Origin of the sequence: Chitinophaga sancti, from assembly GCF_034087045.1 — a bacterium.
Taxonomy (GTDB): Bacteria; Bacteroidota; Bacteroidia; order Chitinophagales; family Chitinophagaceae; genus Chitinophaga; species Chitinophaga sancti_B.
In genome coordinates, this window is the sequence record NZ_CP139247.1 from 8,004,443 (window position 1) to 8,017,940 (window position 13,498).

Genomic DNA, 13,498 nt, shown 5'->3' on the forward strand with positions numbered 1-13,498 from the left:
CTATTCCAAGGCTTTGGTAATTTGTCCATAGAGCTGTTGCCCGCTACTGGGTGGGGCCATTTCTTTGAGCACAAGCTGGCCTTTGCTGTTGAATAAAAGATACCTGGGAATTGTAATCGCTTCTGTAGAGAGAGTCTTGCCCAGGGATTCTATAAATGCTTTTGCCGGCATATAGTGATAGCCGCGTAACCTGTAATCTCTGATGAACTTTCCCCAGGCATCCAAATTAGAGCCACTATCGAATGTAACATACAGTGCCTCTATTTGATGCAATTGCAGAAAATCATGCAGGCTATTTTCATATTTGAATTCCGCCCTGCAGGGAGCACACCAGGTAGCCCAAAGATCTACAAATACAGGCTTACCGTGAAATGCACCCATTACCAGCTCCTCTATGTTTTTATATGACATTGTTTGAATACTGCCTGCTGTATCTGCCCCTTCGTAATGTGTCCATTTGTTTTCCTGTTCGTATGTATTGTCCTTACCGAATTTAGTATGCAGTTCACTGGTGGCAATAGGAATAAACTGGCTGGCCGGAAAATTATTCCTGAGGTAATCAAGGGTATTATTAATACTATTTCTGTCACCTAAAGAATGATCCAGACTCACTAAGATATTCACACCACATAGCAGATCCTGGTACTTAGCAGGAGCATACATATAGTATGCCGGATCAGGCGAGCCTTTGAGCACCACCTTTTTTGTTGCAGGTATCATATGCCTATTAATCACGGAACATTTCTGTGTCAGTAAGTTATTTAGCAAGCGGGTAGGCATATACTTTTCCTGGAAAGGATCATAACTGGCATAGATCTTTTTGATCATTGCACCCGCCCTGGCTTTATCCCATTTTCCTGTGCGCATAGGATAACTACTATCTGATTCCAGCAGTAACCTGTTGATGGCAAAAAAGGTGACCATCGCCGCAATGTCTGCCTCCATAACGTTTGAGAATGCAGCTGCCTGGTCAAGTTCTTCTACCCGTTTCGAAAGTGTATTGACAAGTCGAATCACGCCATCAATGACTGTATCCTGCTTAAATATTACATTCAGACTATCTGTAATCACGGCCATTATACCAGGTGGCGTATTCAGGTATTTTTGCCCTTTGGCATTTGACCCTGTATAGATTTTAAGCGTATCCTGTATATCAATATTTACAGAATCGCCCGGAAATAATAAGAGGTTACTTTTGAAACATTTATTTTCAATAGTAACAAAAGAAGGTGTGTGAATATCAACCTTAATATGGAATTGTTCATGGTGTATCGTACCCAGGTTGGTTTTTCTGTAGACATTACAAAACCCGTCTATCGGGAGGTATCCCCATATCACAGTACTGTCAGCACATTGGGATATATGACCAGTCAATGTTACCTGCTGTGCATATATATTTTTGAGTGGAAAAAATAATAACAACAATAATAACCACTTCATCGACATGATTTTAATTGAGAAGAAAGACCGGAACAGGCGTCCCCATTCCGGCAAATCAAATGATTACCTTATGGCTTTGGAGCGCAGATAGCAGAACAGCTGGCTACACAATCTGCTGTAGTAGTGCAATATATGTAACCCTGGCTTACACCATTGCATGAACAATTGATCACCACACCACCTTTTACATTTTTCTGATCATTCCTGGAGAGTACTTTAACTGGTTTCAATTCATTCAGACTTAACTTTTTCATGACGATGTTTTTTTAAATGGATTTACAATGGGATTTTTCACAGGTATCCTTTCAACCTGTTGTTTGCAAACAAAACGTTTATTGTATAACTGACTGATACATCTCTTCCACCTGATTAATCAGCACCGGAAGTATGACAGGCAGATCATAAAAGTTATAAGGAGATTGTAAGAGTTGACCATTTACGAAAAGGGTTGGGGTATGGGTGATTTGCATCTCTGCACACCACTGTCGTTGCAACCGGGCAGCTTCAAGACAATCTGCTGAATAAGGCATATCAAAATCAGCAGGATTCATATCACTGAACCATTGTTTTAGCACAGTATGTGCATCCCTCTCTTTAATGGCTTGTAACAGCTGTAATATAATTTCCTGACCAGTATAATTGAAGCAAATATGCAGACCAAACTGATGTCCTTTAAATGCCAGCAAATCGTCCAGCAAATGATGCAACGATGCACACGGCGCACAATAAGGCGCACAGACTATAGTCAATTGTAAAGGGGCCTCTGCATTCCCTAAACGAATAGCTGCTGGTGGCACACTATAAACAGCATCTAAGAGAAAACGGGATAATAAAAATTCAGGATTGGTTTTAAAACGTTGTAACTGCGCTGCTGAATACTGATATCTGTTGTGGTTCACCACTAGCCTGTTCATTAAAAATACAATCAGTGCGGCAACAGTTACCATACCAGCAAACATGCCTATACCCATGGGCTGCAACCACATTAAAAATACAGCCTGTGCCCAGATCACCACATCTACCAGCAGACACAAAGTACACCATTGCTTATTCACTGCCTGGTAATACAATGAATAGATCGTAACTGGTACAGCCAGCATAGCTGCGATCAATAGACTATAATCAACCCTGCCAAATAATAACTGCGCTCCAAAATATATGCATACACAATCAGACAATTCCAGCCAACCCCACAGCCTGCTGCCACTACTTTTGATAACTGTATCACAGTCATGATTTCCCAGTGCACTACACAACTTATCTGCTACTGTATTATTCACTCCCCAGCTTTTTCCTTTGATCAGGAAGCCAATACCTACACCTGCCAACACCAGCATTGCCCACAGGAGATGCACATGTATACAGAGATTAACAGCTGCTGCTGCCAGTAATAAGATGCTTGTTACCATGAATACTGTTCGCCATTTTGCACCTTCTTCAAATTCATTAAATCCGGTCCTATTGATCGTTTCCGGCTTTTCAGCAGCTATAACAAGCCCATTCCAGTGATTATAAAAATCCGGATGCGATGCCAGGTATTCTTTTGTATCATTGATTATTATAAAATCACCACCATCTGCTGTAGTATAAGCCAGATAAGGCTCAGGTAGCATGGTCAACTGTTCCTGGTCTATAGCTATTGCGGCATGGGTTATATTGAGCGTGTCTAAAAGGTCAGTAATACAAGCCATCGAACTTTCATCATTGTGGGCTTTTACATGTCGACGAATGTATCCATGAGGAACCTCCACACCAATTGCCTTCAAAAATCCGGCAATGGTCTGCTCCATATCAAGCTGGGCCATTATGTATAAATGAAATTACAGGTTAATAAACATTTCCCCTCCCTATAGGCACAAACAAACAATCTAACGACGATGATACTAATCTAGGCAGATAATTTTAAAAGAGGGAAAGTATTTTTATTTACTTAATCAAAGAAATAGCAATCTATTCCTTGATATTAACGAGTGCTACAAATAATTTAACTGGATTGATAAAAAAAGGGACCAACATGAAGCTGGTCCCTTTTTAAGATCCTTTTATATAACTTAAAAATCTACTTTAGCAAAACAGATATAACTCCTATATATACAAGGTACCAACACCGTCCTTCCACTAATCTGCTTACCATACCTTGGCATCCAGGTAAATCCTTTATCCAGGTTTCTCAGGGTTGGTTTGGTTGAGGTAGTGCCATCCGGCTCAATGCCTTTGTCAGTCACCATAAAATCTCTTCTGTTCAGTTCATTGTACAGGAAGCGCAATTCACTACCTATATTCACCATCAGGTAAGACAGGTTCAAATCAGACCCGTCGTCGAACTGACTCTTGTCGATAATATTGCTCCATAGCAGGTTGCCCTCATCATCCACAGACATCACAGCAATGTTGTCATAGTGGTACCTGTTGCCCATATTATAGTTATTATACCATGGGTTGTAATACCATGGAGAATAAGGAGAATAATAGTACGGCGTATACATTCCATAAGGACCATACATGTAATTCCATCTGTTCCATGGCTGGTTGTTCCGGGAGGTTGTATAGAAAGATTCTGCGGTCAGAATGAATCCACCATTTTTAGTGTTGATGATCTTTCTGATGAAGTAATCATTGAAAGCTGCGTTGGTTGACGATTCTCCCCTGGCCCTGCTTTTCATTTCCGGTGTAAACACCACTTCTTTTTCATACAACAGGGTCTTGGCAGCGTAATCGTACTTACTTACATACAGACCTTCCACATTGCCCCGTTTCTGCCTGTAATAAAAAGAAGTGATCAGTGCTTTGTGCGTGTTGTTATCAATCTTCATCTTCACTTCATCCAGCAGGGTCGTTTTCAGTTCCATGGGCACGGTTTCAAAACTATCCACTGCTGCACGTTTAATAACGAGATTACCACTTACAATATAATCTCTGTTGTTCGTCCGTTCCAGTTTATTGAAAAGGAGGTCGCCTTCATTGGTCAGGGTGAAGTTGCTAAGGAAACTTCTCTTTGACTCCATCGGCAGTGACAACCTGCTATTGTTCATAAAATGGAAAGCACTATCGTACAGGAAGGTATAAAATACGTTGTCGTTTTCTTTGTCCTGGTTGATCTTGTAGACCAGGATTTTGCTTTTGTCTTCAGAATATTCTACAGAATATACCTTGTTATTGTCCTTGGCATAGTAGCCAATGCGGGTAGAATCGACCATTACCGGGGCGTCGTTAAACTTCCCATCCCCGTTCATAGTAGCACAAAAGCTGTACACAGCGTCTTTACGCTGGAACTGGTATAACATATAAACTTTGTCGGCATAATTGATAAAGTCGACACTGATCAGTTTTTTAGGAAGAAAGTCCAGCTTTACTCTGTCTTTGAGTTGCATTGCATTGTCGTATACAGACACTACGTAATCGCCCCTGTCACTCTTATAGACCAGAATATTGCCTGAAACACGCCCGATAATTTCGAATTCGGTACTTTTGTAATCATCCTTTTCTGGTTCCGTATAAGTGATCTTTTGAGCCATTACCGCCCCACTCCACAAAAACAGTAAAGCATAGAGATATAATATGCGCATGCTGATTTATTTAAAAAATTGCAGTTTTAGGATATAGATTAAACGGTAAACGACTGGAATTCATTGTATCCATTCATACCGGTTACACTAAAATAAGGAATTACGGATTACCAACGCCAAAACCGTGATTAACGGCACCCGGCACCGTAATTGATATAAATAAACTGTATTTTTGAAATTAACTATGGATACGGTCTTAATTACAGGTGGAACGGGCCTCGTAGGCCGGGCACTCACCAGGTTGCTTACTGAAGTTGGATATAAGGTAATTATCCTGAGCAGAAAAACAGCACTCCCCGCAGAAAACGGGTTGGTTACCTATGCACATTGGGACGTACAACGTCAGACTATTGATGAAACTGCCCTTTCCCAGGCAGATTACATCGTTCACCTGGCAGGTGCTAACGTAGCTGATAAACGGTGGACTGCCGCCCGCAAAAAAGAGATCATTGACAGCCGTACCCAGAGTGCAGAGCTGCTTTTCAATGCCCTCTCCCGTACCCCAAACAAGGTAAAGAAAGTGATCAGTGCCTCTGCTACCGGTTACTATGGCCCGTATACAGGTGGTGAACCTTTTACCGAAAATGATCCTCCTATCGACGATTACCTGAGTACTACCTGCGTAGCCTGGGAAAATGCCGTACTGAAAATGCAGTCCCTGCAAAAGAAAGTACTCATCTTCCGCACGGGTATCGCACTCAGCCCAGAAGGCGGCGCACTCAAGGAATTCTATAAACCACTCAAAGCAGGTTTTGCCACCATTCTCGGCAATGGAGAACAAATGGTACCCTGGATCCACATCCATGACCTGGTCAGGTTATACCTGAGCGGCATTGTAAACCCCGATCTGCAAGGTATCTACAACGCTGTGGCACCAAACCCTGTGAGACACAAAGACCTCGTAATGACGCTGGCACAGGTGTCCAGAGGCAAAAGCTTTATCCCTATATACGTACCTGCATTCGCCCTGAAACTGGCTTTAGGTGAAATGAGTGTGGAAGTATTGAAAAGTGTGAGCGTATCGGCAGCAAAGATCATGAGTACAGGGTTCGTCTTCTCTTATCCTGATATCAGGAGTGCACTGGAAAATTTCTTTAAGCGGTAATAATCTTTTTCATGGCAGCAGCTTTGAGCAGGCATTCTTCCCATTCCTGTTCTGCACTGGCATAATAAGTAATAGCAGATCCTGTCTGAAAGGACAGGTACCTGTTCCCTGCATTGTACAGGATACTCCTGATCACTACATTGAAATCAAAATCCCCATCAGGGGTAATATATCCCACTGCACCGGAGTACAATCCTCTCTTTGATTGTTCATATTCCTCAATCAGTTCCAGTACACGTTTTTTAGGTGCTCCAGTCATAGAGCCCATGGGGAAAGCCTGTCTGATGGGTTCCGTGAGTGGCAGTTTCGGGTCAGGCATAGCCGTAACCGTAGATATCATGTGGTGTACCTGCGCAAATGAGTAAATACCAAATAGTTCTGCTACCTGTACTGTGCCTTGCAGCGCAGTATGCGAGAGGTCATTCCGCACCAGGTCTACCACCATTACATTTTCTGCCCGTTCTTTGCTGTTGTGCAGTAATTCCAGCCTGCGCTCTTTATCTTTTAGCACATCGCCATCCCTTTTAATGGTGCCTTTGATAGGCTGAGAGATGAGTAATGGGCCTTTTTTCTGGAGAAAACGCTCCGGACTTGAACAAACCAGGTATTGATCTTCAAAGTGATAATAAGCAGAAAATGGGGCAGGAGAAAGCTGGTTCAGTCGTCTGAATAGTTCAATGGGGGCAGCATCTGTATCGCGGATAAAATTCTCTCTGCAAAAATTCACTTCATAACAATCTCCTCTATGGATATGTTCCTGCAGGGCACGTACTGAATTTATATACTGTGCACGATCCATGTGTGCTGTAATCTCAGTATTAGACACAGCCCTGGTTACAGTGTGCACCTCAGTGTGCTGCACGGCGTCAAGTATCGTTGCTGCTACCTTCTGATCCATGTTCCATCCTCCAATACTGACTTCTTTTCCTTTCAGCAATAAGACAGTTTCCGGCCTGAAAAAGAACAGGTCGGGCAATTGTAAGCCGTCGGCATTTCCGGAAGTCATTCCATGAAATACTTCGTTCTTGAGGTCATATCCCAGGTGGCCAAAGAGCCAGTCGGAATGCGTGTCGTAAAATTGCTGCAGTTGTGCAAAGGCAGTGCCGGCAGTGCAGGTGAGAGTAGAGATAGCGCCAGCAGCCAATATAGCTTCGTACCGGTTGTAAGCAGAAGAATAATGATTGTTGTCTAAAAAACAACAGATGTTGCACTGGTTACCCCAATTCAACATCTGTTGTTTAAATAACGTTTGATCATTAACCGGGAAATGGTGAAATATCCTGATAATGCTGATTTTTAGTGCTTAAAAATCGTCGTCGTCATCGTCAAAGCCACCTCTGTCGTTAAACAGACCCAAGTCTTTGAATTCATCGTCGATGCCGAGATCGTCATCGTCATCTACACTTTTCTTTCCAGGACGGCCACGTTTGCTTTTAGCTTTAGGCATGTCAAACTCTTCGAAGTCAGGATCGTAATCCTCATCTTCGGATTTTCCCCAATTATCATCATCATCGTCGTCGCCCAAATCATCATCATCCTCTTCCAGGTCATCATCATCGTCATCGTCAGATTTACGTTTTGATTTTGAGGCCGGCTTATCTGATTTTTTAGAAGCAGCAGACTTACGGGGAGTTTCCTCCTCATCCTCATCATCTTCGTCCTCCTCTTCCTTCTTGGGCTTACTAGCAGCTTTAGGCGTTGCTTTAGTAGTCTTTGGAGAACTCGTCTTTTTGGTCTCTTTTTCGTTATCAGATTTTGATTTCATAATAGGTTCACTTAAGTCTTTAGCGTATTACTTTAGCGTAAAGTTTTAACAGTTTTTTTGATTAGCCAAATTTTTTTTGCCGTTTTTTTTTTGTAATTTATTGGTATTTTACTGTGGCAGTATTTGGTCTCTTCCAGGCCCGTTGGACACATATTTCACAGGAACACCCAGGTAAGTTTCAACAGCTTTTACAAAGGTTTTCATCTCGCCTGGTAATTCACTGAAGGTATTGCTTTTCGCGGCAGTCTCATCGCTCCAACCTTTATATTTTTCCCAGATTGGCGTTACATCCAGATCATTGATCTGGAAAGGCATCGCTTTCGTCTGCTTTCCATCTATTTCATATGCGGTACAAGCGTACACTTCTTCAAATACATCGAGTACGTCACTCTTGGTCATTACCAGTTGGGTTACGCCACTCAGCATGCAGGTATAGTTCAGTGCCACCAGGTCAATCCAGCCACAACGACGTGGACGGCCGGTAGTTGCGCCAAATTCATTACCTTCTTTACGCAGTTTTTCGCCAACGGCATCGTGCAGTTCTGTTGGGAATGGACCACTACCTACACGGGTACAATATGCTTTTGTTACACCGATCACTTCTTTCACCCATGACGGTGCGATACCTAAACCGCTACATACACCGGCGCTGATTGTGTTTGATGAAGTTACGAAAGGATACGTTCCAAAATCCACATCCAGCATACTTCCTTGTGCACCTTCTGCCAATACTTTTTTACCAGCTTTCAGGTAGTCATTCAGGAAATACTCACCATTTACTATGTTCATTCCTCTCAGGAATTCAACAGCCTGGAAGAATTCAGCTTCCCACTCTGCAATATCGTTTGCAATTTCGGCCTTTACTTCAGCAGCGAAATCATACCCTGCCAGCAGGTGTTCATGCTTTGCCTTCAGTTTCGCATAGCGCTCCTGGAAGTCAGCACGCATTACATCGCCCACTCTCAAACCGTTACGGCCCGTTTTATCCATATAGGCAGGACCGATTCCTTTCAGGGTAGAACCGATTTTATCCGCACCTTTCGATATTTCTGATGCCTTATCCAGTGCTCTGTGAGTAGGCACAATCACGTGCGTTCTCTCAGCTATAAACAGGTTTGCCTTCAGATCTACGCCCAGTGCAGTGATCTTATCACATTCCTTCTTGAAAGTGACAGGGTCTAATACGACCCCGTTTCCAATCAGGTTGATGATGTTTTTGTGAAACACGCCGGAGGGGATCGTGTGCAATACTACTTTCTGACCGTCGATATATAAGGTATGACCAGCGTTTGGACCACCCTGAAAGCGGGCAATGATATCATAATTGCCTGCGAAATAATCCACAATCTTTCCCTTGCCTTCGTCGCCCCACTGCAGGCCCAGCAAAACATCTACCATAAGAATTGATATTGATTTTAAAAAGAAGTGGCAAAATTACGGGGAAAAAGGAATAATTACAATTATACCTCGTTGTCAATTGACAAAAAAAAGGGCTGCCTGGCGGCAACCCTATCATTAGTTTACTCGTCTTCCAGCCGGTTTACGGACTGAATACCATCCAGCTTACCCAAACGCAGGAACAACTCATCCAGCTCCTCCTTGTCGTGCACAAACACCTTTATCAACCCTTCAAACAGGCCTTCCTTGGACTCGATCGTTAACCCGGCTATATTTATTTTTAATTCACCGGAAATAATATTAGTAATCTTGTGAATCACCCCTACATCATCCATACCTACCAGGCGCAGACCGGTCAGGAAGGAGATCTCCCTGTTCTTCACCCACTTGGTTTTCACGACCCTGTGACCGTAATTAGCCAGTAACTGGGCGGCATTCGGACAGTTTGTACGGTGTATTTTCAATCCTTCACTAGCTGTAATGAACCCAAATACATCGTCTCCCGGAATCGGACGACAACAATTGGCCAGTTTGTAGGCAATCTTGTCAGAACTTTCACCAAAGATAATCAGCTCCGCATCCTTCTTGGAAGGTAACTGGTGCTTGATGTGGTCTTCGGCTATGTGCTCCGGTGACTTAACCGGTACCGGCTTAGGTGCATCCAGCTTATCGCCCAATATATTGAACTGTTTCAATTCTTTCAGGTCAATATTCTTCACAGCAATCTGGTAATACAGATCTAATGGAGAAGGTTGCTTATAGAATTGTACCAGTTCATTAATATTATGTTGACTGGCAGATACTTTCAGGTGATCCAGTTTCCGCTCCAGCACATCCTTACCATCCATGGCTATCTTACGCTTCTCTTCCTTCAGGGCGTCCTTGATCTTGGACTTAGCCTTGGCGGTCAGTACGTAGTTCAGCCAGTCTTCAGAAGGCTTTTGCTTATTGGAAGTAATGATTTCCACCTGGTCCCCGCTGCGCAGTTTATGGCTGAGTGGTACCAGTTTGTAATTCACCTTGGCGCCTATACATTTATTACCTACCGCACTGTGAATAGCGTAGGCAAAGTCAAGCGCTGTGGAGTTGACCGGCATGATCTTGAGATCCCCTTTAGGAGTATATACATAGATCTCTTCTGTGAACAGGTTGCTCTTGAAGTCAGCCAGAAAATCCAGGGTATTGGAATCAGGGTTGTTCAGGATCTCACGGATCTGGTTGAACCACTGATCGAATTTGTTTTCGGTATCCTGCTTCTGGTTACTACCTTCTTTGTAGCGCCAGTGGGCAGCCAGACCTTTTTCGGCGTAGTCGTTCATACGCTTGGTCCTGATCTGGACTTCCACCCATTTACCGGCTGGGCCCATTACAGTCACGTGCAGGGCTTCGTATCCATTGGATTTAGGATTACTCAGCCAGTCGCGGGTACGCTCAGGGCTGGGGTGATAAAAGTCGGTGATGATGGAATACACTTTCCAGCAATCTGACTTTTCCTTATCCACAGGGGAGTCCATGATAATACGGATCGCGAAGAGGTCGTACACTTCCTCGAAAGTGATGCCTTTCTTCTTGATCTTATTCCATATAGAGTGAATGGATTTAGGTCTTCCGAATATTTCGAAAGTTAATCCCTCTTCCTGGAGTACTTCTTTGATTGGTTTGATGAACTCGTTGATATAACGGGTACGCTCACGCTTGGTCTCCTTCAGTTTACGGGCTATTTCACGATAGGTCTGCTGTTCCGTATACTTCATGGACAGGTCTTCCATCTCGGACTTGATATCGTACATACCGAGACGGTGAGCCAGCGGAGAGTAAATAAAGACTGTTTCAGATGCGATTTTCAGCTGTTTTTCACGACTCATGCTATCCAGGGTACGCATGTTGTGAAGGCGGTCTGCCAGCTTGATCAGAATAACACGGGGGTCATCTGCCAGGGTGAGCAGGATCTTCTTAAAGTTTTCCGCCTGTGCGGTACTGGTACTGGAATCGACTACGATCGATATTTTGGTAAGACCGTCTACGATGTGAGCGATCTCCGGACCAAAAGCCCGTTCTATATCTTCCAGTGTCACTTCTGTATCTTCTACAGTGTCGTGCAGGAGCGCACAGATAGCAGAGCGAACACCTAATCCTATTTCATCCACACAGATCTGTGCTACAGCCAGGGGATGGAATATATAGGGCTCACCTGATTTACGTCGCATTTCCTTGTGAGCATCTGCTGCCATTTCGAAGGCAGTACGCACCAGCTCGCGATCACCTTTCTTAAGGCGCGGTTTTAAGGCGCGTAATAAAGCACGGTAATGACGAACAATTTCTTTTTTTTCCTGTTCCTCGTCGAGGTTATATGTTTTGACTGCCACTGTATCCATCTGGACTAAAGTTACAATTTTCTTGCATAAGAACCATAGTCCCAAATCCCACGGTAGTGCTATCTTTTATAATGAGTTACAGTGTCTGCCCCCCTACCTGAAAGGGTCATTTGGTTGATTTTTATTTAAAAAGAAATTATTCTCCCCCCAATTTACATTTGTGCAATACTTCCCAGGAAGTGCCGGTATGTCTCAAAAGATACAGGTTATTGACCCTGAAGGAGGCATGGAATTCTTTTTCCTCGTATTCCAGCCGTGCCATTTCGAAAGCCCCTTCCGCTATATCATTCAGTGCCAATGAGATGTGTGGATTAAAACCATATTTAGCCAACATATTACTGAACCCAAAGTCTTTTCTCAGCAGCAAAATTAATTGCTTATGCAGGTGCATAATAGGGGCATTCTTGACTACATTGATAAAGATGAGTCTTCTGTTCTCAAGAGCAACAGCCCCAAACCCATCCAACTGGATGTCGAAAGGGGTCATGGCCGATGCAAAATCCGTCAATCCCTCGCAAAAGTCCTTTTCCAGCACTGGATCGGCTGTGAACGGTACTTGTATGGTAATGTAAGGTAATACCTTCAATGCTTTGCGGGCATCATAGAAGTCTGCAAATTCCTGCTTCATTCTGATAATTTCCTTGCCCACTGCGGCATTAGGTAATAAAGCAATAAAATAGATCTTACTTTCCTTCTTTGGCTTTTTAGGGCGTGGTGGTTTGCGGGGATTAACCTGCTTTCCCTGTGAGTTGCCGTTCCGGCGGCGATCATTGTTCTGTTGCTCATATCGTGGTTGTCCATGCCCGGACTTACCGCCGTTTACCAGCCCGGGCCCTTTTCTTTCATAGTGCATTGTGTACAGTTAGTGGATGGTGATGGGGTTCTATTGCCTGAATCCTTGCTTTGTAATATGATTGTGCTCTCTTTTTTCTAAAATTTATTCGCCCGGATATTATTTTCCTGCCTGATTCTGACAGACGTACTCCCTTGATATTGTGATCAGTCTTTTGGTATGTTTAGCCGGATGCCCACATTGTGCAACGTCTCTAAATCGATGCCCGGTTCCATCTTAAAATGCTTGCGTAGTCGGGTGATGAATACATCCATACTTCGACTGGAGAAGAAACTACTGTTGCCCCAAACTTTCAATAATATTTCATCGCGCTTGACCAGCTTATTGCTATTTTCCACCAGGTACTTCAACACTTTCGCCTCTTTTTTGGTCAGTGCTGCGATGGTTTCTCCATCTTCTTTGGTGAGTTCTTTTTCGTCGTAATTAAAACGCACATGCCCAATGCGGTAAATGCCATCCCCCGGAATGTCCTTGGGCAATGTCCTGCGCAAAAATACCCGGATGCGCATCACCAGTTCCCGCATGCTAAACGGCTTTACGATATAATCGTCTCCCCCGATCCGGAAACCGTGCAATCGATCTTCGTCCAGTGAACGCGAAGAAATAAATATAATAGGAATCATCCCATTCCGCTTACGAATGTCCTGCGCGAGCGAAAAACCATCCCTCTTAGGCATGAGGACATCTAATATGACCAGATCAAAATCATCTCTCTGAAATTTTTTCCAGGCGACCTCCCCATCAAAGCAATGCACCACATGATAACCTGCCTGTTCCAGATGTTTTTTAACTACGTTTCCGTAGTGATAATCGTCTTCTGCAAGAAGGATCGATACATTACTCTCCATACGTAAAAGTTTTCCCCGTTACAATTTAGGTCGTTAACAAAACTGCTTGTACCCTTTTTCTACTTCCAAATTTTTACAATATTGCTGAATTAACTTTTGAATTTAGTTAATAAGAAGTTATTGATCAGAAATACTCGTTCAAGACAAT

11 protein-coding genes are annotated in these 13,498 nt (G+C 43.4%); 1 reads left to right on the plus strand and 10 read right to left on the minus strand.

All coding sequences use genetic code 11. The features are described from left to right. The 4 genes from SIO70_RS32070 to SIO70_RS32085 form a co-directional block, all read right to left on the minus strand. Complete coding sequence (locus tag SIO70_RS32070; RefSeq protein WP_320577829.1) at positions 1 to 1,440, minus strand: TlpA family protein disulfide reductase; 1,440 nt, start codon at positions 1,438 to 1,440, stop codon at positions 1 to 3. Between the two features lie 68 nt (positions 1,441 to 1,508). Then, the gene (locus tag SIO70_RS32075; protein ID WP_320577830.1) at positions 1,509 to 1,694 is read right to left on the minus strand and encodes a hypothetical protein; all 186 of its coding nucleotides are present in this window, start codon (positions 1,692 to 1,694) and stop codon (positions 1,509 to 1,511) included. Positions 1,695 to 1,772: 78 nt separating this feature from the next. Then, on the minus strand, positions 1,773 to 3,245 hold the full coding sequence (locus SIO70_RS32080; protein ID WP_320577832.1) for a vitamin K epoxide reductase family protein: 1,473 nt from the start codon (positions 3,243 to 3,245) through the stop codon (positions 1,773 to 1,775). A 246-nt stretch (positions 3,246 to 3,491) separates the two neighbouring features. Next, positions 3,492 to 5,006, minus strand: a complete 1,515-nt coding sequence (locus SIO70_RS32085) for a hypothetical protein (RefSeq protein WP_320577834.1) — start codon at positions 5,004 to 5,006, stop codon at positions 3,492 to 3,494. A 184-nt stretch (positions 5,007 to 5,190) separates the two neighbouring features. Here SIO70_RS32085 and SIO70_RS32090 point away from each other — a divergent pair, with 184 nt between their 5' ends. Then, a complete protein-coding gene (locus SIO70_RS32090; protein ID WP_320577836.1) occupies positions 5,191 to 6,111 on the plus strand; it encodes a TIGR01777 family oxidoreductase in 921 nt (306 codons plus the stop codon). Here the strand turns inward: SIO70_RS32090 and SIO70_RS32095 are convergent. The 6 genes from SIO70_RS32095 to SIO70_RS32120 form a co-directional block, all read right to left on the minus strand. Beyond that, positions 6,101 to 7,342 (minus strand): anthranilate synthase component I family protein, encoded by a 1,242-nt coding sequence (locus SIO70_RS32095; protein ID WP_320577838.1) that lies wholly within the window; start codon positions 7,340 to 7,342, stop codon positions 6,101 to 6,103. The two genes, SIO70_RS32090 and SIO70_RS32095, sit on opposite strands and share 11 nt — an antisense overlap. Before the next feature lie 72 nt (positions 7,343 to 7,414). Then, positions 7,415 to 7,876, minus strand: a complete 462-nt coding sequence (locus SIO70_RS32100) for a hypothetical protein (RefSeq protein ID WP_320577840.1) — start codon at positions 7,874 to 7,876, stop codon at positions 7,415 to 7,417. A 108-nt stretch (positions 7,877 to 7,984) separates the two neighbouring features. Next, positions 7,985 to 9,274 (minus strand): adenylosuccinate synthase, encoded by a 1,290-nt coding sequence (locus SIO70_RS32105; RefSeq protein ID WP_320577842.1) that lies wholly within the window; start codon positions 9,272 to 9,274, stop codon positions 7,985 to 7,987. A gap of 122 nt (positions 9,275 to 9,396) precedes the next feature. Continuing rightward, positions 9,397 to 11,649, minus strand: a complete 2,253-nt coding sequence (locus tag SIO70_RS32110) for a RelA/SpoT family protein (RefSeq protein WP_083720291.1) — start codon at positions 11,647 to 11,649, stop codon at positions 9,397 to 9,399. A gap of 136 nt (positions 11,650 to 11,785) precedes the next feature. Continuing rightward, positions 11,786 to 12,502: a 2'-5' RNA ligase family protein gene (locus SIO70_RS32115; protein WP_320577846.1), complete on the minus strand. Its 717-nt coding sequence runs from the start codon at positions 12,500 to 12,502 to the stop codon at positions 11,786 to 11,788. Between the two features lie 146 nt (positions 12,503 to 12,648). Further along, complete coding sequence (locus SIO70_RS32120) at positions 12,649 to 13,350, minus strand: response regulator transcription factor (RefSeq protein ID WP_320577848.1); 702 nt, start codon at positions 13,348 to 13,350, stop codon at positions 12,649 to 12,651. Positions 13,351 to 13,498: the final 148 nt, after the last annotated feature.